Source organism: Yeosuana aromativorans (assembly GCF_014646655.1).
GTDB classification, from domain to species: domain Bacteria; phylum Bacteroidota; class Bacteroidia; order Flavobacteriales; family Flavobacteriaceae; genus Yeosuana; species Yeosuana aromativorans.
Genome location: NZ_BMNR01000004.1, coordinates 111,742 through 134,840, shown reverse-complemented (window position 1 = coordinate 134,840; position 23,099 = coordinate 111,742). Strand labels below are relative to the sequence as shown.

The following is a 23,099-nucleotide window of genomic DNA, read 5'->3' as shown; positions in this document are numbered from 1 at the left end:
TAATTTATTAAAACTTAATGTCTTTTCTTAGCATCATTAATTAATTTTTGCAGGGCACCTTCTGGGTTGCAACTAGTTGTATTAACACGTGCGCGTTCAACTAATTCATCTCCGCTAAAAATATTGTACGCTTTAACTGATTTTTCTTCACCATTGATGACAATAAAAGGACTAAATTCCTTTGTATTGTTGTTGTATGTAAAACCAGAAGCCTGAAGACCATCTGTAAGTTCTGAAATACATGCATCAACACCATCTTTTAAATTGTTTAGTTCTTCAATAGTTGGCAACTTATCAAGGATGACCTGAGCATCAAATTTAATGCCTTCTGCCTCGGCTATATATTTAACATTATCTGCCGCTTCCAATAATTGGGATACTTGTGTTGCCGTTAATATGGTGGCTGATATAGTTCTATTTCGTGTTGTGCTACTGGACCAAACACTACATTTGTTTATATCTGGTATTGGACTTGGATTATTAACAGCTTTATTTCCGTAAGAAATGTTAACCGTTACAGTTTTGTTTATTTTATCCAAGGTTGCAAGGTATCTTAGAGCACTTTCCAGTTCTGCTCTTGTTTGCTCATTATCATTGGAATCGTTTACGGCATTTTTCAACCTGTTTAAAGTGTCTCTGTAAGGCTGGACAGCTCCATTGACAATCGAAGAAATATTTGTGCTACATATGGCAGCTCCGTTGCTGCTGGCAATAGAACTAGCCTGACTTTCTGCAGCGGAAACTGCAGAATTTACAGCATTTGTGATTTCTGTATTAGCCCTATCAATAATATCAGGAAGCGCCGCCCTCAAGCCTCTTAAACTTAATTCAAACTCATACTTATCATTGGCGGCCAATAAATCTGCTTTTGCTTTTTCGGTAGTCTCAATGGCTGCATCAATTTGGGATGAAACCGTTTCTGAAATGCCGGCAGTAAAATTCACTGGAGGCGTGGCTATAACCTTTGTCTCATCTTTGGTAAAGGTTGCATTGGCTTGCCATATGTCGTCATTAACAGTTACTTGCCCTTCCATTGTAAAAGCTTCTGGAGTGGCCCGCATGGCACCACCAATAGATTGACTGCCTGTAGGGGTTTCTAAATCAAAAACACCTGATAGGCCAATATCAAAATTACCTGTTTGTTCAACAAATCCATAGGCATTCATATTACCACTAGGAGCTACCGGAATAATACTTGGCCACCAAGAAAGATCGGGCTCCACCAATCCATTAATGAGAGCTTTTGCAACAATGCCATTATTGGTACTGGCTTCTGCAACAATTGCCGCACTACCAGAACCTATTGGAAAACCGAATGAAATGAAGGAAGCAATGTCAAATGAAAAATCTAATTTTCCGTTGATTCCCGCACGATAGTTATATCCAAAATCAGATTTCATGGGTTCATCAAAGTTTACGTTGACATCAAATCCTCTATTTTGATAATACATGCCGGTAGCTTCTAACACTTTAAAAAAGGAAACTGTGCCACCGGTTACCTGATTGGCTTGAAATGAAACGGTTTTTCCATTTACGGGATTTGAGGATATGTATTTGAAATTTGATCCATAGGAAGCCCCAAAACTTACACTGGCTAATTTGGAACTGCTAGAGTTTCCGTTGCTGCCATTTCCACTGCCAGCATTATTACTGCTGCCTCCACCAAGTGCATCTCCACCTAATGAATAGAAAAACATGGGGTCTGTATAATCAGCAATAAACGTTATGTGGCCGCCAATGGGTGCTTTAATGGTCAGTGGTTTTTGTGCTGCTGGATCATTATTGGCACCAAGTTTTAATTCTAGATTTACCGAAACGGCAAACACAAAATACCAACTATCGTCAACTAATTGTATTTCAAAATCTCTATTCTCATTTAAAAACTTACCAGAAAAGAAGCCAACGTCTGCCTGTACAGGGTTTTCAAATTCAAAATAATTGGATGGTGCCGGTATTTCTGAAGTACCAGTAACAGACATTAAGGTGCCGTCATCATCAAACTGGACATCAAGATTGGCGTTGTCAAAAACTACATCCCCCGAAGAAGCCGTGGCAATTGTTAAGCTACCATCAACTGTATATCCGTTTTCAGTATTTGTAACGACCCCTTGAGGTGTGATGCTATTATCAGAAATTTGCTCGTTGGAACCAACAGGTTTAATGGGCTCTGTTAATCCTTCATTGTTGCAATTACAGGTTACTATAGCCAAAAACACCCAACAGAGGTTTTTAACTAATTTTTTTACTGCTTTCATAATTGTTATGTTTTGTGGTTGATAATCCTGTTTTGTGTGACCTGTCCGGAAAACGGTCTGCAGCCCTAAACCGAACAAGACCACAAAACGGTTGTTGTCAACTTAATGACAAAACAAACCTAAAACATGAAATTGGTGAATAAAAAAAAACGGGGTGGACAACGGGTGGACACCTTGTGAATATATTAATGACAAATGGTAGACAGCTTTATAAGGGCATATCATTAAAGGCTTAACACGAAATCTTGTAAAGAATTATCGGTGTTGATATTTAGTTTTTTACGAAGCCGATAGCGCGCTTTTTTAATGCCATCTGGTGAAATATTAAGGATATTGGCAATCTCTTTAGAAGATAGGTTCATTTTTAAGAGGGACATCAAGCGTAGTTCATTTGGGGTCACTTCCGGGAATTTTTCCTTTACATTACTGTTGAAATCTTTGTGGACTTCTTGAAAATATTTACTGAAGTTTTCCCAGTTGTTATCGTCCTGCAAATCAAAATTAATGGTTCTTATAAGTTGCTGATAGCCATTTTTATTGTTCTCTGAAGTTTTTAGCTCTTCGGCTTTTTGTTTTAAACCTTCCAAGACCTCATTCTTTTTGGCCAAATGAAGGGCATGTGTTGTGAGTTCCTTCTTTTTAAAGGCTAATTCGGTATCTACTTTTTCTTTTTCCAGTTTGTTGCGTTTTAATTTTTGTCTAATGGCATAAAAGGCTGCCAAAGAAAATAATAAGCCAATAATTAATAAGATGCGAATTAAATTCTCGTTTTTCGATTTTTGTTTCAATAAGTCGAGTTCTTTTTCTTGTAGTAATATTTGCTGTTCTTTTTTTTCGGTTTCATATTGTGTTTTTAATTCGTCAATTTGTTTGGCCTTGGCTTCATTGAAAATACTGTCATTGTAAATTTGATATTGTCGTTGGTCCTGTAATGCAGCTAAATAGTTTCCTGTTTTTTCATAGGCTTTAGAACGGCCAGAATAGCCATCTCTAATAACATCTAGAGCTTTTACGGAATCTGCTAACTTAATGGCTTTGGTATGGTTATAAATTGCTTTTTTATAATCGTTGGTTCTGTAATAGATGTCACCCAACATGTTGTAGTTAATTATTGAATTATTGATGGACCCAATTTTTTCGGTAATGGCTTGTGCTTTTAAAAGATACTCTAATGCTTTTTTGTTGTCTCCTTTTTTTGAGTAAATATCAGCCATATTAGCCAAATTGGAGGCTAAAAAATCATCTCGATTCATTTTTTCGCCAAGTTCATAACTAAGTCGGTAATTTTTTAGTGCCTCATCATAATCTTTCATATACCAATACAAATTGCCCAATTCTATATACAAAACGGCCGTCCAATGATCATTTTTTAATTCCTTCAATGTATTTAATGCACTATTGAAAGGTTTCAAAGCTTCTTTATAATTGCCCCTTAGCATTTCAATTCTGCCAATATCACCGTTTGCAATGGCTTTCCCTAATTTGTTTTCAGGTTTTATGGTGTCTAAAACATGCAGGGCATTTAAGGTTTCCTTCATCGCAAGATCTAATTTGCCCATATCCATGTAAGTGGTAGATTTTCGTTGAATGTTATCAACCATATGGGTGCCATGTTTCATCTTTGTGGCTACAGCAAGACCTTGGTCGGCGAGTTCTATGGCTCTATTGAAATTCCCTTGAAGCGTTTCAAAAATGGCATATTCATTTAATGCACTCCAAAGACTTTCTTGATTTTTGGTGTTTTTTAATGTGTTTACCGATTTTTTAAAATAATATCTTGACGAATCTATGTTTGGCAAAAATCTATAATAGTATGCCAAGTTAAGATACCCAAGACCTTCACCGCTTTTGTAATTAATTTTTTTGGAAAGTGTTAATCCGAAATTGGCATACCTAAAAGCTTCATCTGGATTTTTATGTTTGTAGGTGTTATAAAGTTTTTGACTTGTTTTAACTTTTTCAATACCATCAATTTGATTATTGAAGGCTTTTAAAAGGCTATCAAGTTTTTTATTTTCTTGGGAAAATGAACCCAAACACATACAAAAGAAAAGAAAGACAATGATTGGTCGCTTCATTTATTGGTGTTTAATCTTTGTTAAAAATAAATATTTATTTATTGTAAATCAAACAGTTGATTTTTTCAAATGATATTATCAGATTTCAAAAACAATATATTCATCAGTTAGTGTTAAATTTACAACCCCTTAAAAAAGGATGTAAAAATATTTAGGAATGGAACCAAGCATGCACAAAATAGATATTGATTTAGTTGAAATGACACTGGATGTCATGAAGTATGCTATTGATAGAATTTCAGCAACAGAACGTACAATAGGCCAACCAAAAAAAGAAGCTGAACTAAGGGCATTGGTAGGCGAAACCATTACCGCAAAAGGGATAGGAGGAGAGAATGCCTTTAATTTGTGGAAACAGCATTTATCAAAAGCCAATGTGCCGGTTGACCATCCCAGAAATTTGGCCTTTGTGCCGGCATCGCCTACCAGGGCGGCTATTATGTTTGATTTGGTTACATCAGCATCCAGTATTCACGGGGCATATTGGATGGAAGGAGCCGGTGGCATTTTTTGTGAGAATGAAGCCATGAAATGGATGGTATCCTTAACGGGTTTGCCCGAAGGCGCTTTTGGTGTGTTTACCAGCGGTGGAACGGCTGCTAATTTATCAGCCATTGTCACAGCGAGAGAATACTGGCGCAGTTTAAACGATCAAAATAAAGTAGAAAAAGGCATTATTATCACTTCCATCGGGGCGCATTCCTCAGTAAAGGCTATGGCCAAAGTGGTGGATGTGGACGTGTTGCTTGTGGATACCGAAGACAGAATGGAAGCTTCAGCCCTTCAACAAACCATTGAAGGATTAACAGACCATCAGAGAAAGCGCTTATTTGCTGTGGTGGGAACTGGTGGCACAACCAATGCTGGTATCATTGATGATTTGGTAGGCATAGCGGCTATTTGTGACAAAGAAAAATTGTGGTTTCATGTAGATGCCGCTTATGGAGGCGGTGCATTGATAGCTGATTCTGTTCGGCATTTGTTTCACGGCATTGAACAGGCAGACAGTATCACCATTGATCCGCATAAGTGGATGTTTTCACCGTATGATTGCGGTGCTGTTATTTATAAAAATCCGGAATTGGCCAAAAAGGCGCATTCACAGGAAGGCTCTTATTTGGATATATTTAAAGATGAAGGCGCCCATGGATTTAATCCAACGGATTATCAAATACAGTTGACCAGACGAGTTAGGGGGTTGCCTCTTTGGTTTTCTTTGGCCATGCATGGAACCGACAGATACAAGGAAGCCGTAGAGCGAGGCATTGAATTGGCTCAAATTGCGGGTAAAATGATTCAGGAAAAACCACATGTCGAATTGGTAAGAGAGCCTAGCTTGTCTTGTGTACTTTACAGAAGAATAGGATGGGAACCTGAAGATTATACCAACTGGACCTATGAAAACCACAGAAAAGGATTTGCTTTGGTGACACCAACTAAATGGAAAACAGGCAATACCTTCCAAACGGTTTCACGTTTTTGTTTTATCAATCCAGATACCACAGAAAAAGACATCGAAATGATTTTGGATTCCATGGTATAAAAAAATCAAAAAATTATCCATCGTGATTCGTCATTATAAAATCAATTATTACTTTTGCGCATGCAACACAATAAGGTACTTATTTTAGATTTCGGGTCACAATACACACAGCTTATTGCCCGAAGAGTTAGAGAGCTCAACATTTATTGCGAAATCCATCCTTACAACAAAAAACTATCAAACGTTACGGAATATAACGCGGTGATCCTTTCCGGTAGTCCGTTTTCCGTTAGAGGTGAGGATGCTCCACATCCAGATCTATCTCAAATTAGAGGAAAGAAACCCATGTTGGCTGTTTGTTATGGCGCCCAATATTTGGCACATTTTTCAGGAGGCGAAGTAGCGCCCTCAAATACCAGGGAATACGGTCGTGCTAATTTGTCATTTATAAAGAATGATGAGCCTTTCTTTGATAACATCAATGCAGGTAGTCAAGTTTGGATGAGCCATAGTGATACCATTAAGCATTTGCCAACCAATGCTGTTTTAATTGCCAGTACCAATGACGTTACAAATGCGGCGTATAGAATTGAAGGCGAAGAAACCTATGCCATTCAGTTTCATCCGGAAGTGTATCATACAACCGACGGTAAACAATTATTGGAAAACTTTTTGGTTCATATAGCAGGTATTCGTCAAGATTGGACACCACAATCTTTTGTGGAAGAAACCGTGGAAGATCTTCAAAAGAAACTAGGTAACGATAAAGTGGTTTTAGGGCTTTCAGGTGGTGTGGATTCATCTGTGGCTGCCGTGCTGCTGCACAAAGCCATTGGGAAAAACCTGTATTGTATTTTTGTCAATAATGGATTGTTGCGAAAAAATGAATTTGAAAGTGTGTTGAAGCAATACGAAGGTATGGGACTCAATGTAAAAGGGGTTGATGCTTCCAAACGGTTTTTGGATGCTTTAGCAGGTATTGATGACCCAGAGAAAAAGCGCAAGGCCATCGGGAATGCCTTTATAGAGGTGTTTGATGATGAAGCCCATCAAATAGATAACGTGACATGGTTGGCTCAAGGCACCATTTACCCTGATGTGATAGAAAGTGTATCGGCAACCGGAGGACCTTCAGCCACTATAAAAAGCCATCATAACGTTGGCGGTTTACCAGATTTTATGAAACTTAAAATCGTAGAACCTTTAAAGGCGTTATTTAAAGATGAGGTTAGGCGAGTAGGGGCTACTTTGGGAATCAATCCATTATTGTTAGGGCGACATCCATTTCCAGGACCAGGTTTGGCCATCCGTATTTTGGGTGATATTACTGCTGAAAAAGTCCGTATTCTCCAAGAGGTTGATGCCATTTTTATCAATGGTTTACGTGAATGGGGACTCTACGATAAAGTATGGCAAGCTGGCGCTATATTGTTGCCTGTTAACAGTGTGGGTGTGATGGGCGATGAACGTACTTATGAAAAATGTGTGGCTTTGAGAGCCGTAGAAAGTACTGATGGCATGACGGCTGATTGGGTAAACTTGCCGTATGAATTCTTACAAAAAACATCAAACGACATAATAAATAAAGTAAAAGGCGTTAATAGAGTAGTGTATGATATTAGCTCAAAACCACCTGCTACTATTGAGTGGGAATAATTTTTGGGAGAATATCAGTTTAAAAGCTATATTTATAAAATTGAAGTCATCTTAGGAAAGACAAATTCACGTATATAACACAAGTGAATTCAAAAGCAATATGACTAGGATTTGCTTTTTGGCATGTTATGTGCATGTAAAAATGAATATAGCAGCATATTCTTAATCTGATAAGTTTAGACTTAACGCAATAAAAAATAGATTACATGATTAAATTCTTTTCCGTTGTATGTTTAACAATTCTTTTTAGCATCACTACCGCTAAAGCGCAAAATTACAAAACCCATAAAGTAAAAGAAGGTGAGACCATTGAAAGTATTTCCAAACAGTATTCTGTAACACCGTTTGATATTTATGCCCTAAACCCAGACGCTAAGAAAGGTTTAAAACCAAATTCATTGTTAATCATACCTAAGCCTAAAATTGATGTTGAGCCCAAAGTCACCATTACAAAGGAATTAAAAGGGTTTAAAAAACACAGAACCAGTAGAAAAGAAACGCTCTATAGTTTAGCTAAGGAATACAATGTGACTGTAGACGACATAAAAAAATACAATACCTTTTTGTATGCCAATACACTCCAAAAAGGTGATAAACTCCAAATTCCGATTTTTGAAACCACAAAAAACGTTGAAACGGCCTCATTAACAAAACCCTATACTGTGTTGCCAAAAGAAGGCAAATGGCGTATAGCTTATAAATTTGGAATCTCAGTGGCGGAATTGGAATCCTTGAATCCAGACATGGGTGAGGTATTGCAAGAAGGGCAAATTATAAATGTGCCCAATATCCATAAGGAAAAAGAAAACGTATTTGATGATCAATATAGCTATTACAAGGTATTGCCCAAAGAAGGGTTTTATCGTTTAAAACTTAAATTGGGTTTAGAACAAGACCAACTTGAAGCTTTAAATCCGGGCTTAAAGGAAAGCGGTTTAAAGGTTGGTATGATTTTGAAGATTCCTTACAATGAGGCCATTGGTTCAGAAGAAACTCGCTCTAATGCAATTAATTTGGCAGATAGTATCAGTGATTTCTCATCAAAGCATATTGCGGTTATGTTGCCATTCCGTTTAGATCATGTTGACTTTGACTCCATCTCAGGAACCAAGGAAAGTATCAAAAAAGATCCGTACTTAAATACTTCGTTGGATTTTCACTCGGGTATTTTAATGGCCATTGACTCATTAAGGTCTTTAGGTATTTCACTTAAAGTGGATGTGTATGATACCAAGCACCAAGTGAGTGAAGTGGAAAGCATTATCAAAGAGCATAATTTTAAAGATGTTGATGCGGTTATCGGGCCCTTAACATCAAAAGATTTTGAAAAAGCTTCGTCAGAATTGCGTTCATACAACGTTCCTATTGTTTCACCCATTGGCGAAAATCTCAATCTATATGATAATGTATTTCAATCACGTCCATCAGCAGATTTGTTAAAAAACAAGATTATTGAGTATGTGAAATCCGTGGCAGATGTAAAAAACATTATTATCATATCAGATAGTAAAAATGCCAGTGTGGCCAGCCAATTGAAACAGGAATTTCCCAATGCCAGACAAGTGTATTCTAGAAAAAACAAAGATGGTGAAGATGAAAATTACGTGTTGGTTGATGATATTAAGAATGTATTGAAACCAGGTTTGAACATGGTGTTTTTGGAGACCCAAAATGAGGGGTTTGCATCCAATGTTACCAGTATTTTAAATTCATCCATACAAACGGAAAATCTGGAAGAGCATAAGCCGAAAATTGATATTATTCTAGCTACAACCAATATGAACGCGGCATTTGAAGGTGATGAGATTTCCAACGAGCATTTATCAAATCTGCAATTTACCTTTGCAACCATGTCTAAAACCAACAACACTGTTGGCACGGATTCATTTATTAAAAAATACGAAGAGATTTATCATGTAACGCCCAATAAGCCAGCAATTAGAGGATTTGACTTGACCATGGATGTGGTCTTGCGATTGGTATCATCAGATAATTTGTATAAATCGGTTATTGAAAGCCCACTGACAGAGTATGTTGAAAACAAGTTTGGATACAAAAAGAAGTTGTTTGGCGGCTATTATAATGACACAGTGTACTTGGTGAAGTACCAAGATTTACGGATTGTAGAGGTTGCTCCACAAGAAGCGGTTCAAGCTAACTAATTGCTATGCTATTACAGCCAGACAAACAGTTTTTGATTGATTTGGCACATACCAAAATGCCTTTTGGCAAATATAAAGACCGGTTTTTAATAGACTTGCCCGAATATTATGTGGTATGGTACCATAATAAAGGATTCCCCAAAGGGAAATTAGGCGATATGCTACAAACGGTTTATGAACTGAAATTAAATGGCTTGGAAGCGTTGATTCGGAATATTAAAAAGCAATACCCTAGGTAGAAAGTGTATTTTGGTTTAATTGTGAGCTATATTTTATGGCTGATACCACATTAAGTTATTTTAATATTCGGCTAGTTTTTTTTCTGATAAATTAGTCAAACTTTGATCAATGTGAATTTCATTAATTCCAATTCTAGAGAACAATTCAATAAGTATTCTTTTTTCTACTTCTGAAAGTCCATTCTCACTCATTTCCATTTGCTGAATAATTCCAACAGAGTTTCTTGTTGAAAGTTTATTGCTAGTGAAAACTTTTTTGATAAAGTTTTCAGCTTTTTCAAACTCCGCAACTAATATTCGATCATTATTGAAATCTACTTTTGATTTTTCAGAGATTGATTTCCCATTAGTCAAATCCTTTATTTCAACTCGGTTTAGAAACAGTTTTATGTAATATCTGTTTTTTTTAAATAGTTCCATTGCTCAGCAAAAGTTAATTATATTTAATGTTACTGAGACAAGTTCAGCACATGTAAACGAAGTTATCTTTTTTTTCTGACAAAACCAAGGTGTTTCGTTGGCATTTATATCTCTAATCATTGTTTATAATTACTCTTTAATTAACAGGCAAATGCTTTAATAAGTGGTTTAATTTTGTAAATTTGCCTGCGTTTATAAACGCAATATGGCACATACAACAAAATACATATTTGTAACGGGCGGTGTAACGTCATCTCTTGGAAAAGGGATTATCGCGGCATCCCTTGCAAAATTACTTCAAGCACAAGGCTATAAAATCACCATTCAAAAACTAGATCCGTATATCAATGTGGATCCAGGCACTTTAAACCCTTATGAACATGGCGAATGTTATGTTACAGAGGATGGTGCTGAAACCGATTTGGATTTAGGACATTATGAACGTTTTTTAAACGTGCCAACCAGTCAGGCTAACAATGTCACAACTGGTCGCATTTACCAAAGCGTGATTGAAAAAGAACGCCGTGGTGAGTTTTTGGGTAAAACGGTACAAGTGGTGCCGCATATTACCGATGAAATTAAACGCCGTGTTCAGCTTTTGGGCAATTCTGGCGATTATGATATCGTGATTACTGAAATAGGCGGAACGGTTGGTGATATAGAATCCTTGCCATACATTGAGGCCGTGCGTCAGTTAAAATGGGATTTAGGTGAAAATAACGCTATTGTTATTCATTTAACCTTGGTACCTTATTTGGCAGCAGCTGGAGAACTGAAAACCAAACCTACTCAGCACAGTGTGAAAACGCTTATGGAAAGTGGCGTACAAGCTGATGTTTTGGTCTGTAGAACAGAGTATGATTTGCCACATGATTTACGCCGTAAACTAGCGTTGTTCTGTAACGTACGTGAAGAAGCGGTCATTCAGTCCATTGATGCTTCTACCATTTATGATGTACCCAATTTGATGTTAGAACAAGGATTGGACAAAGTGGTTTTAAAGAAATTGGCTTTGGAAAGCTCAGTACCTGACATCACACAATGGAACCATTTTTTAAACCGACATAAAAATCCGAAAACCGAAGTGACCATTGGGTTAATAGGAAAATATGTAGAACTACAGGATTCCTATAAATCCATATTGGAATCGTTTATTCATGCCGGAGCAGAAAACGAAGTAAAGGTTACAATAGAATCCATTCATTCTGAATATTTGAATGAGGATAATATTAAAGTCATGCTATCGCATTTAGATGGTATTGTTGTAGCGCCAGGATTTGGAGAACGTGGCATAGAAGGTAAAATAACAGCTGTTAAATATGTGCGCGAAAATAATATCCCATTTTTTGGAATTTGTTTAGGTATGCAAATGGCCGTGATTGAGTTTGCTAGAAATGTCTTGAATCTTAAAGATGCCAACTCTACTGAGATGGACATGGGAACCAAAAACCCGGTAATAGATTTAATGGAAGAGCAAAAAGCCATTACAGATAAAGGTGGCACCATGCGTCTAGGTGCATGGGCTTGTGATCTAAAAATGGGAAGTGCCGTTCACGATATATATAAAGCCAAGAGCATTAAAGAACGTCATAGACACCGTTACGAATTTAACAGTGATTACAGAGAGCAAATTGAAGCTGCAGGTATGGTTGCTACTGGATTAAATCCAGACACTGGATTGGTTGAAATTGTTGAAATACCAAGCCATCCATGGTTTATTGGGGTTCAATATCATCCAGAATACAGTAGTACAGTTGCTAATCCACACCCTTTGTTTGTGGCATTTGTAAAAGCAGCTTTAAAATGTAAAAACAATAAAAAAGGTGCCAGTGTGTCACAAAATTAAACTTGGTTGGCTTTTTGATTAACCAATGTGCTTACGCATTCATATTGTCTAGAGTAACAATGAAAATTTAAAGAATTATAACCACCTCATAATCTTCTTTTAATAAAAGGAGAAATTTTTGATTAAAATGGAAGAAAAAAAATTAGATATCAATTCAATCATAGGGTTTGTACTTATTTTTGCAATATTGCTATACATGCTTTGGCAAAACAAACCAACACCAGAAGAGATAGCGGCACAAGAAAAAGCCAAACAAGAAGAAGTTGCTAAAGAACAGCAAGCAACAGAAGATCCACAAACAAAGGTAACCACTTCAGAAGATTTTTCAGTGCAAGCCGCATCAGATTCTACTCAAATAGCTGAATTGAAAAGTAAATTAGGTGCTTTTGCTTACGCTTCTACATTACCTTCGGCCACAGATCAAGAAACTGTTGTTGAAACCGATTTGTTGAAATTGACATTCAGTAATAAAGGCGGATATCTTTCAGAAGTTAAATTAAAGAAGTTCGTTAACTATGATTCGGTTCCCGTTTACATCATTAAGGATAACAACGCTGCATTTAACATCAATTTTGGAACAACTGATAACCGAATTTTAAACACCCAAGATTTATACTTTGCACCAACCGTGACCAAAAATGGTGATAACACCATTGTTTCCATGAAACTAAAAGTGTCTGAAACCAAATTTTTGGAGTACCGTTATGAGATCAAGAAAGATGATTACATGATGGATTTTGCAATCCGCTCCCAAGGTTTGAGTGATGTCATAAACAGTTCGCATGCCATTGATTTAGATTGGAAAATAAAAACCTATCGTCACGCCAAAAGTGTGTCTTATGAAAACCGTTACACGGATTTGATTTATGAATATGAGGGTGGCAAAGACAACAATTTGGGACAGCGTTCAGATTCAGAAAAAACAGTTGATGACGTAACTTATGTAGCGTTTAAGCAGCACTTTTTCACCTCTATTTTATTAACGGATACGCCGTTTAAAACAGCCGAGTTAAAATCGGTTAACCTTATTAAAGACGAAGAAATTGATACGGTCTATACCAAATCATTTGCCGCTAAATTGCCTTTGGAATTAAATGGAGGCGAAATCAACAAAAACATGGATTGGTATTTTGGGCCAACCGATTATAAAGTACTTAATGCCTATGACAGAAACCTTGATGAGGTAGTGCCATTGGGCTGGGGTATTTTTGGATGGATTAACCGCTATGTATTTATTCCGTTGTTTGGATTTTTAAGTTCCTTTTTGCCTTACGGATTGGCTATTGTTTTTATGACCATTTTGGTAAGAATCGTGATGTCTCCTGTAACGTACAAATCATATGTGTCCCAAGCCAAAATGAAGGTATTGAAACCGGAGATTGCCGAAATCAATGAGAAATACAAAGACAACGCCATGAAAAAACAACAAGAAACCATGGCATTATATAGTAAGGCGGGAGCGAGCCCTATGGCTGGTTGTTTGCCGGCATTGGTTCAATTGCCGGTATTTTATGCGTTGTTCCAGTTTTTCCCATCAGCATTTGATTTGAGACAAAAGAGTTTTTTGTGGGCAGAAGATTTATCATCATATGATACCATTGCAAAACTTCCGTTTCACGTGCCGTTTTATGGAGATCACGTGAGTTTGTTTCCTATACTGGCCTCAGTAGCTATTTTCTTTTACATGCAAATGACTACAGGACAACAAATGGCATCGCAACCTACACAGGAAGGTATGCCAGATATGAGTAAAATGATGAAATACATGATGTATTTTTCACCATTGATGATGTTGTTTTTCTTCAATAATTATGCATCAGGATTGAGTTTGTATTATTTTGTTTCAAACATGATTACCATTGGAATTATGTTGGTTATTAAGAATTACATCATTGATGAGGATAAAATCCATGCAAAAATCCAGGAAAACAAGAAAAAGCCTAAAAAACAAAATAAGTTCCAGAAAAAAATGAAAGAGATGATGGAACAGGCAGAAAAACAAAAACAAGCACAAAAACGTAAATAATTAAAAGCTGCCAATTGGCAGCTTTTTTTATACAATTTCAATACTAAGTTATCGTTATTTAACATATGAAAAATTTATTGCAAGTATTCATTTTATGTTTCGTTACAACTGTATCGGCACAAAATATCAATCAATTGGACACCAATGGTAAACGCAATGGCATTTGGAAAAAATATTTTGAGGGTACCAAAGTTCTACGATATGAAGGGCAGTTTAACCATGGAAAGGAAACGGGATTATTCAAATTCTATAAAAATATAGACGGTAAAGCATCATTAACAGCTACAAAACAATTTAATGACACGGATCATAAAGCCTACGTTACTTTTTTCACATCAACTGGAAAGGTTGTTAGTGAAGGTGTGATGGACGGTAAAACGTATATAGGCGAGTGGAAGTATTATCAGAAAACAAACAAGAAGCTACTAACCTTAGAAAATTATGACGAAAACGGTAATCTTGATGGCGACCGTTTTGTGTATTATGAAAACGGACAAATAGCTGAAAAGCAACATTACAAACACGGAAAGTTGGATGGCAATTCTATTTGGTACACAGAAGATAATGTTGTTTTAAAAGAATACACCTACGTTAACGGAATGTTGGATGGTCCAGCAAAATTCTATAATTCTAAAGGAGAATTATTGGTAGAGGGTTCCTATAAAAAAGATGAAAAACACGGTATATGGAACTATTATGAGAACGGCAAATTAGTAGATACAAAAGATTTTACAAATCCAGGCCATCACATTAAAAAGGATTAAAAGGTGTTCAATATAATGAAACGAAAAGGCTCTTTAACTTAAAGAGCCTTTTAACATTTAGGTAATCAATACCTAAATAAACAAACCAAACTAAAACTATTTATATCAAACTACTAATTAAATTTATATAGATGGTAATGCTACTTTATTGATGACGTGTATCACACCATTTCCTGCTTGAACATCTACGGCTATAATTCCAATATCTGAATTACCGGCACCATCTGTCACATCAGCAATATTACCATTGGTTCCAGGTAATGTGATGGTTAGGTTTTGTCCTTGTAATGTGGGTGCTACCGTATTTCCATTTGGTGTTAAATCACTTGAGGTTACGTTTGCACCGCCAACTACATGGTGCAATAATACTTGTGTTAAAACAGGTTCGTCTGGAACTGAAGCTAGAGCTGCAAAAGCATCATTTGTAGGAGCGAATACTGTAAAGGGAGGATTAATTCCATCTCCATTGCCATCCATGTTCCTACTTAATATACTTGCAAAATCAGTTGCTGGTGTAAGTGTTGTTAGGGCAGAAACCAAAGTTGAAAAATTTGGGTCAGCCACAGCAAAGGTTACTACTGTAGGGATGTCAATAACTGTATCAATTGCATGAATAATTCCGTTGCTTGCAACAATATCGGCTGCTGTAACAGTTGATACACCATTAAACATAACACCACTAGAAGTATTGTAATATAAACTTAAGTTGTTCATATTGGGGCCTGTTGCTAACGTGTTGGTGTATCCTGATCCAGCATCAACTAAATTAGTAGAAGTTACAACACCACCAAGAACATGGTTCAGTAAAATATTTGCCAAAGCATCTGTTGGCACATCAGCCAATGCTGTTCCATTTAAAAATGCTGTAAATGCATCATTGTCAGGAGCTAATACTGTAAAAGGTCCAGCTCCACTTAACACAGACACAAGGTTTCCATCTGCAGTACTCAAAGCCGCAACAAGGCTTGAAAAATTAGGATTCGCTAAGGCATGGTCAACAACTGTTGGTAAACCAATAACGGCATCTACAATGTGAATAACTCCATTAGTGGCATATATGTCCGAAGTTGTTACATGTGAAACACCATTTAAGGTAACACCGTCTGATGTATCAATAAACATGCTTAAATTTAAATCGGTTCCGGATTGCGTTGCTAAAGTTTTCATGTATCCGGTACTTATGATAATTGAATTAAATTGACCTACAATTACATGATTCAATAATACCTGTGTCAAGACATCAACAGGCACATCATCTAGCGACGCAAAGCCGTTGGCGTTTAGGAACGTTGTAAAAGCATCATTTGTTGGTGCGAATACGGTGTAAGAACCTGGTTCACTCAATGTAGTTGCCAAATTGGCTTTAGTTAATGCTGCAACCAAACTACTTAACTCGGGAGTCGCAGACGCTATATCTGTTATAGTTTGAGGTTGTGGCATGGTAACTGGGTCATCGTCATTGTTACAAGACCATGTAGTAACTAATACTAATGTTAGAATTAGTAATGTTTTCAATTTTGGGAATGTTTTCATGTGATTACTTATTTATTGATTTGTTTAACAAAAATATAAAAAAGTTAAACAAAAAATAAAATGTTTAATAGATTTAATTGATTGTTAAACAGAATATTCTTATGAGTTGATTTTTGTCTTGGATGCTTACAGATTTTTAGTCTTATAAATTGTATCTTTGCATTCTATTTTTTTACAACTATGGAACGAGTTATTGTTGGACTTTCGGGAGGTGTTGATTCTAGCGTTGCGGCTTATTTGTTAAAGCAGCAGGGCTATGAGGTCATAGGGCTGTTCATGAAAAACTGGCACGATGATTCCGTGACCATTTCAAATGAATGCCCTTGGTTGGATGACAGTAATGATGCCATGTTGGTTGCCGATAAATTAGGTATTCCATTTCAAACAATTGATTTAAGCGAGCAATATAAAGAGCGTATTGTCGACTATATGTTCAAGGAATACGAAAACGGTAGAACCCCTAATCCTGATGTACTTTGTAATAGAGAAATCAAATTTGATATCTTTATGAAAATTGCCATGGAATTGGGAGCCGATTATGTCGCAACAGGCCACTATTGCAGAAAAGGTGTGATTGAATCTAACGAAACAAAAACCTATCAATTGCTAGCTGGAGTTGATGCCAACAAGGATCAGTCTTATTTTTTATGCCAATTATCCCAAGACCAATTAGCAAAATCTTTATTCCCAATTGGTGAATTGACCAAGCCAGAAGTTAGAAAAATTGCCACTGAGCAGGATTTAGTAACTGCTGAAAAGAAAGATTCACAGGGACTCTGTTTTATAGGGAAAGTGAAATTGCCCGATTTTTTGCAACAGCAGTTAAAACCAAAAGCTGGTAAAATAGTTGAGATTCCTAAAGAAAATATCATATATACTACAGAAGAGCCTAATTTTAATACCAATCAGGAACGTTTGGAATTTCTTTCCAGAAAACTTGATTATCACGTTGAAGACGGTAAAGTTGTAGGAACCCATCAAGGGGCTCATTATTTCACAAAAGGCCAACGAAAGGGATTGGCTGTAGGCGGTCATACAGAGCCGTTATTTGTAATTGAAACGGATGTGGTAGAGAATGTCATATATACCGGCGAAGGTAAACAACATCCAGGATTGTATAAAAAGGCTTTATTTGTTAAGAATGAGGAACTGCATTGGATACGTGAAGACTTGGCTTTAAATCCTGATGAAACCATGCCAGTTCTGGCTAGAATCCGGTATCGTCAGCCATTACAAAAAGCAACTCTCTATAAAGTGGAGTCAGGATTGTATGTAGAATTTGACAATCCGCAGTCTGCCATTACAGAAGGTCAGTTTGTAGCTTGGTATTTAGAGGACGAATTAGTTGGTTCTGGAGTAATTTCATAAATTGCAATACCTTAATTGTGTTGCTATGAGAACAATTCTGTCACTAGTTGTTGTATTTCTATCACTATCTTGTTTTTCTCAAGACCAGGACGCTTGGGTATATTTTACTGACAAGCAAACTGATGTCTATTCGTTGGCAAACCCCATAACATTTCTTACTCAAAAAGCCATTGACAGAAAAAATGCCCATGGAGTTGTCATTGATGAACGCGATGTCCCTGTTAATGAAGCCTATATAACCCAATTGAAAGCACAGACAGGCATTACCGTAATGGCTAAGTCAAAATGGCTTAATGCGGTTCATGTAAGAGGAAGCGAAGCTAATATTAATGCCTTGTCAGGTTTGGTATTTGTGAGTTCCATTGATTTTGCTGATAAAAGTTTGAATACTGGAAAACAAGCCCAACAAAAACAGCAATCAAAATTCCAAGAGACTTTTACAACTTTTAACTACGGCAATTCGGCCAATCAAATACAAATGATTAAAGGCGACCAATTGCATTTGGCAAATTATACGGGAATAGGTATGACAGTAGCTGTTCTTGATGCAGGATTTCCAAATGTGAATAGCATGACGTCATTTCAAAGATTAAGAGATATGGGTCACATATTGGGAACATATGATTTTGTAAATAGGGATCCCGATGTGTACACCAATACAGCAAGTAATCATGGTACCATGGTTTTAAGCACCATGTCAGGTTATGTTGATAATCAATATGTAGGCACCGCTCCTGATGCAGACTATTATTTGTTTATTACTGAAGATGCTAGAATAGTGGGAGGTGTAGAAAACGAAAATCCTGTTGAGGAGAGCTATTGGGTTGAGGCGGCCGAGCGTGCCGATAGTCTGGGTGTTGATGTCATTAATTCTTCTTTAGGGTATGGTAGTTTTTATAATAACACGAATTACAATTATGCAGCTTCAGATTTTGATGGATTGACAACTTATATCACTCGAGGCGCCAACATAGCTTATGAAAAAGGGTTGTTGATAGTTAATTCTGCCGGTAATGAGGGGAATGCAGGCGTGAATGCGCCAGCTGATTCTGAATATGTGTTTTCTATTGGAGCAGTTGATGCTAATGGTGACTATGCCTATTTTAGTTCTGTTGGAAGTAGCATTCAACCTACAATAAAACCTGATGTTGTTGCTCAAGGACTTGCTAGTTATGTCATTAATGAAAATGATGTTATTGGAACGGCTAATGGAACGTCTTTTAGTTCGCCTATTATGGCTGGTGGTTTGGTTTGTTTGTGGCAAGCATTGCCAGATAAAACTAACGGAGAGATTATGCAATTGGTCAGAGAATCGGCATCAAAATATATTTTGCCTAGTTACAAGCTAGGTTATGGAATTCCAGATTTGCAAGTAGCTTTAAACACGGCGTTATCCTCTAATGATGTTATTAATAAGACAGATGGCATAAAGCTATTCCCCAATCCAACATCAAATCGCATTTACATTAAATTTCCGACTAACCAAAGCCAATTGGATGTAACTGTTTTTGATATCCTTGGGAAACAGGTTTTGCATACCATTATAAACCATACTAATCATCAACTTGATTTGTCTAGGGTTTCAAACGGAATGTATATGGCTAAAATAGTGTCCAAAGATTCAATTAAATCCTTCAAAATCATAAAACAGTAAATGGCCAATAGAATCACGCAATTGTTCAATATACAATATCCAATCATTCAAGCCGGTATGGTTTGGAACAGTGGTTGGAGGTTAGCTTCTGCGTCCAGCAATGCCGGAATATTGGGTTTAATAGGTGCTGGTTCTATGTACCCAGAAGTGTTACGGGAACATATTCAAAAATGTAAAAAAGCAACATCAAAACCATTTGGTGTAAATGTGCCGATGTTGTATCCCAATATCCAAGAGATTATGGATATTATTGTGGAAGAAGGGGTAAAGATTGTATTTACGTCGGCTGGAAATCCAAAAACATGGACGTCTTGGTTGAAAGAACAGGGTATTACTGTGGTTCATGTGGTTAGTAGTGTTAAGTTTGCTTTAAAGGCTCAAGAAGCGGGGGTTGATGCCTTAGTGGCCGAAGGTTTTGAAGCTGGTGGCCATAATGGTCGCGATGAAACTACCACCTTCACTTTGATCCCTATGGTTAAAGAGCAGATTAGTATTCCATTGATTGCTGCTGGAGGTATTGCTACTGGCCAAGCCATGTTAGCGGCTATGGTTTTGGGAGCCGATGGTGTGCAAGTGGGAACCCGTTTTGTGGCCAGTAAAGAAGCATCATCGCATGAAGCTTTTAAAAAGGCAGTGGTTGAAGCTAAAGAAGGGGATACCCAATTGACCTTAAAGGAATTGGCACCAGTACGTTTGATAAAAAACAAATTTTATAACGATGTTCAAGAGCTTTATAAAAAAGGGACAACAGTAGAAGAATTGCAAGCATTATTGGGTAGAGCCCGAGCCAAAAAGGGTATGTTTGAAGGAGATTTAGAAGAAGGTGAATTGGAAATAGGGCAAATATCCGGATTGATTCATGATATAAAACCCGTTGCTCAAATTGTTTCAGATATGATGATAGAGTTTGAAAAGGCTAAAAAGAAGATTGCAACGCTGTAATTATAAATTCACTTTTTAAGGAAATTCCCTAATTCAACTTGATACAACCTACTGGAACCATTATCATATTTATCAAATTCCTTTAATAATTCTTCTATACTTTGTGGGTTTTCAAAATTGGTTTTTGAATGGTCTCTTTTACTTGTAAAGTATAGAGTATTAGATTTGGTGTCAATAAAAGGACAATAATCCATTTTGTCAGAATTGACGCTGTTGCCAAGATTTTTTACTTGACTCCAACCGGTATCTGTTTTATAGCTGATATATAAATTGCCACTGCCCAAGCCATCTTCCCGATTATAACAGGTGTAAACCATAAACAATTCATCTGATGCTATAAAGGCATTAAATTCGTAACCATTGGAATTAATGGAATCATCCAAAGGTTTTGGGGGAGAATAGTTACCGTTACGATATTCACTGATATAAATATCGTCCTTTGTGTTTGTTTGGGGGTTGTCCATAGTGAAATAGAGGTTTCTATTATTGGTAATACATGGATAAAATTCATCATTTTTAGTGTTGATGGGACTTCCCATATTAATAGGTTCAGACCATGTATCATCCATAGAAGATCGTTTTACGTACCAAATGTCAAAATCTTTTACAGTTTTACCGGTTGGTTCTAATGGTCTGTTTGATGCAAAATACAAGGTTAATCCGTCTGTTGAAAAAAACGGTTCAATATCAAAAAATTGACCGGAAAATGAAGCTACTTGAGGTGGGTTCCATGTATTCCCATTTTTTGTAACAGTAATAATTGCTGAGGTATTTCCCATGACACTCTGAGCAGAAAAGAGAATTTCATTGCCATTGGGAGATATGGCAGTATCGCGAACATTTGGAAATTGCTTAACAATATTTGCTAAAAAAGGTTCTGTGGTTTGTTGGGAAAAACCAAACAAACCACAACAAACAAAGACAAATAACACCAGTTTCATATCACATTGTTTTATGCAATATACATATTATGAAGTTGTTGAATTATAAATGGAATGTTAATATTGTGACAAACAAAAAGGGGAAAAATGTTTCCCCTTTTTAATATTGAAACCTTATGCCTATAATTATTTTTAATCCCTTAAAATAAAAGCTAAATGTTTCTATATATATATATATTATTAATTGATAATTCTTACGGGGAGTTTTCAAAATTAATAAAAATAAATGGCTGACAGTAAGTAACTTATTGATACTTATCAACAACCGTATTTTGAATGCAATAAATTTTTAAAATCAGTATTCCTAAAATTCGCAAAAACTAACACTAAAGATTACTTTTGCCAGATGCAATTAAAAGACTACACAAAAGAATTTAAATATAACTGGCAATTGGCAGCACCAGTGATGTTAGGTATGTTAGGGCATTCGTTTGTGAGTTTTGTTGATAATGTTATGGTTGGTCAGTTAGGTACAGCTGAATTGGCCGCAGTTTCTTTAGGGAACAGTTTTATGTTTATAGCCATGTCCTTGGGGATTGGGTTTTCAACAGCCATTACACCATTGACCGCAGAAGCAGATGCAGAGCAAAACTTTAAGTCAGGGAAATCGGCGTTTAAACATGGCTTGTTTTTATGTACCGTTCTTGGTGTTTTATTGTTTTTATTGGTGTTTTTCGCTAAACCACTTATGTACTATATGAAACAACCAGATGAAGTGGTTGCCTTAGCTATTCCGTATCTTGATTTGGTGGCATTTTCATTAATACCCTTGATTGTTTTTCAGGCATTTAAGCAATTTAGCGATGGTATGTCCATGACCAGATACCCAATGTATGCTACGCTATTGGGAAACATTGCGAATGTTGTTTTGAATTATGTGTTGATATTTGGGAAATTTGGATTTCCAGAACTAGGCATTGTTGGAGCTGCTTATGGAACCTTGGCTTCTCGGTTTATCATGGTTTGGTTTATTTGGTATTTGCTTAAAGGAAAAGAAAAATCAAAAGCATTTGTCACTCATATTAAAATCTTTGTATTGGATACCTTGATGCTAAAAAAAATTATCAATCTTGGGATGCCAAGTGCTATGCAAATGTTTTTTGAGGTTGCTATTTTTACAGCTGCTATTTGGCTAAGCGGAACGTTGGGGAAAAATCCGCAGGCAGCCAATCAAATTGCCTTGAATTTATCGTCCATGACGTTTATGGTGGCTATGGGGTTAAGTGTTGCTGCCATGATTAGGGTTGGAAACCAGAAAGGTTTACAAAAGTATTTTGAACTGCGGCGCATTGCTTTTTCAATATTTTTATTCGGAATATTGTTTGCCATAAGTTTTGCGATTCTGTTCTTTTCATTTAAAAATCAATTGCCTAAATTATATGTGGATTTCAAAGATTTCAAAAATCTTGTTGATAACACCGAAGTGGTAAGTATTGCTTCAAAACTACTTATTGCGGCGGCCATTTTTCAAATTAGTGATAGTGTTCAGGTAATTATGCTAGGAGCATTGCGAGGTCTTCAAGATGTAAAAATACCAACATTGATAACGTTTATTTCGTATTGGCTTGTTGGATTTCCGGTAAGTTGGTTTTTAGGAAAAGAAGATGCGTATGGCAGTTTTGGTATTTGGCTCGGGTTATTGGCCGGATTGACAACAGCAGCAATTTTATTGTATATTCGGTTTAATTATCTGACTAAAAAGTTAATTTTGTCAAATAACTAGAATTCACAG

16 protein-coding genes are annotated in these 23,099 nt (G+C 36.5%); 11 read left to right on the top strand and 5 right to left on the bottom strand.

Features of this window, described 5'->3' with window-relative positions:
- Nucleotides 1-14 precede the first annotated feature (14 nt).
- Nucleotides 15-2,255 (bottom strand): hypothetical protein, encoded by a 2,241-nt coding sequence (locus IEW94_RS09665; RefSeq protein ID WP_188652434.1) that lies wholly within the window; start codon nt 2,253-2,255, stop codon nt 15-17.
- Between the two features lie 224 nt (nt 2,256-2,479).
- The gene (locus tag IEW94_RS09660) at nt 2,480-4,333 is read right to left on the bottom strand and encodes a tetratricopeptide repeat protein (RefSeq protein WP_188652432.1); all 1,854 of its coding nucleotides are present in this window, start codon (nt 4,331-4,333) and stop codon (nt 2,480-2,482) included.
- A 169-nt stretch (nt 4,334-4,502) separates the two neighbouring features.
- Between IEW94_RS09660 and IEW94_RS09655 the strand changes: the two genes are divergently transcribed.
- The 4 genes from IEW94_RS09655 to IEW94_RS09640 all read left to right on the top strand — a co-directional run bounded on the left by IEW94_RS09655 (nt 4,503) and on the right by IEW94_RS09640 (nt 9,873).
- Nucleotides 4,503-5,876, top strand: coding sequence for a pyridoxal phosphate-dependent decarboxylase family protein (locus tag IEW94_RS09655; protein ID WP_188653070.1), 1,374 nt, complete (start codon nt 4,503-4,505; stop codon nt 5,874-5,876).
- A 60-nt stretch (nt 5,877-5,936) separates the two neighbouring features.
- Nucleotides 5,937-7,472: a glutamine-hydrolyzing GMP synthase gene (guaA, locus tag IEW94_RS09650; protein ID WP_188652430.1), complete on the top strand. Its 1,536-nt coding sequence runs from the start codon at nt 5,937-5,939 to the stop codon at nt 7,470-7,472.
- 206 nt (nt 7,473-7,678) lie between these two features.
- Complete coding sequence (locus IEW94_RS09645; RefSeq protein ID WP_188652428.1) at nt 7,679-9,634, top strand: LysM peptidoglycan-binding domain-containing protein; 1,956 nt, start codon at nt 7,679-7,681, stop codon at nt 9,632-9,634.
- A gap of 5 nt (nt 9,635-9,639) precedes the next feature.
- Nucleotides 9,640-9,873 carry a DUF3820 family protein gene (locus IEW94_RS09640; protein WP_188652426.1) on the top strand — a complete coding sequence of 78 codons (234 nt, stop codon included), beginning with the start codon at nt 9,640-9,642 and terminating at the stop codon, nt 9,871-9,873.
- 60 nt (nt 9,874-9,933) lie between these two features.
- Here IEW94_RS09640 and IEW94_RS09635 read toward each other — a convergent pair whose 3' ends face one another.
- Nucleotides 9,934-10,293, bottom strand: coding sequence for a hypothetical protein (locus IEW94_RS09635; protein WP_188652424.1), 360 nt, complete (start codon nt 10,291-10,293; stop codon nt 9,934-9,936).
- Nucleotides 10,294-10,498: 205 nt separating this feature from the next.
- Here IEW94_RS09635 and pyrG point away from each other — a divergent pair, with 205 nt between their 5' ends.
- The 3 genes from pyrG to IEW94_RS09620 all read left to right on the top strand — a co-directional run bounded on the left by pyrG (nt 10,499) and on the right by IEW94_RS09620 (nt 14,929).
- Nucleotides 10,499-12,139: a CTP synthase gene (gene pyrG, locus IEW94_RS09630; RefSeq protein WP_188652422.1), complete on the top strand. Its 1,641-nt coding sequence runs from the start codon at nt 10,499-10,501 to the stop codon at nt 12,137-12,139.
- Nucleotides 12,140-12,266: 127 nt separating this feature from the next.
- Complete coding sequence (yidC, locus tag IEW94_RS09625) at nt 12,267-14,165, top strand: membrane protein insertase YidC (protein WP_188652419.1); 1,899 nt, start codon at nt 12,267-12,269, stop codon at nt 14,163-14,165.
- 65 nt (nt 14,166-14,230) lie between these two features.
- Entirely contained in the window at nt 14,231-14,929 is a 699-nt protein-coding gene (locus tag IEW94_RS09620) for a toxin-antitoxin system YwqK family antitoxin (protein WP_188652418.1), read from the top strand.
- 123 nt (nt 14,930-15,052) lie between these two features.
- On the opposite strand, the gene IEW94_RS09615 is transcribed toward IEW94_RS09620, so the two are convergent.
- Complete coding sequence (locus tag IEW94_RS09615; RefSeq protein ID WP_229669500.1) at nt 15,053-16,444, bottom strand: fasciclin domain-containing protein; 1,392 nt, start codon at nt 16,442-16,444, stop codon at nt 15,053-15,055.
- A gap of 198 nt (nt 16,445-16,642) precedes the next feature.
- Between IEW94_RS09615 and mnmA the strand changes: the two genes are divergently transcribed.
- Genes mnmA through IEW94_RS09600 form a run of 3 tightly spaced genes read left to right on the top strand, consistent with a single transcriptional unit; the run spans nt 16,643 to nt 20,426 of the window.
- Nucleotides 16,643-17,830 (top strand): tRNA 2-thiouridine(34) synthase MnmA, encoded by a 1,188-nt coding sequence (mnmA, locus tag IEW94_RS09610; protein WP_188652414.1) that lies wholly within the window; start codon nt 16,643-16,645, stop codon nt 17,828-17,830.
- 25 nt (nt 17,831-17,855) lie between these two features.
- Nucleotides 17,856-19,484 (top strand): S8 family serine peptidase, encoded by a 1,629-nt coding sequence (locus tag IEW94_RS09605; RefSeq protein WP_188652412.1) that lies wholly within the window; start codon nt 17,856-17,858, stop codon nt 19,482-19,484.
- A complete protein-coding gene (locus tag IEW94_RS09600; protein ID WP_188652410.1) occupies nt 19,485-20,426 on the top strand; it encodes an NAD(P)H-dependent flavin oxidoreductase in 942 nt (313 codons plus the stop codon).
- Nucleotides 20,427-20,434: 8 nt separating this feature from the next.
- Here the strand turns inward: IEW94_RS09600 and IEW94_RS09595 are convergent, their stop codons facing one another.
- On the bottom strand, nt 20,435-21,367 hold the full coding sequence (locus IEW94_RS09595; protein WP_188652408.1) for a TolB-like translocation protein: 933 nt from the start codon (nt 21,365-21,367) through the stop codon (nt 20,435-20,437).
- A 346-nt stretch (nt 21,368-21,713) separates the two neighbouring features.
- Here IEW94_RS09595 and IEW94_RS09590 point away from each other — a divergent pair, with 346 nt between their 5' ends.
- Nucleotides 21,714-23,090 (top strand): MATE family efflux transporter, encoded by a 1,377-nt coding sequence (locus tag IEW94_RS09590; protein ID WP_188652406.1) that lies wholly within the window; start codon nt 21,714-21,716, stop codon nt 23,088-23,090.
- Nucleotides 23,091-23,099: the final 9 nt, after the last annotated feature.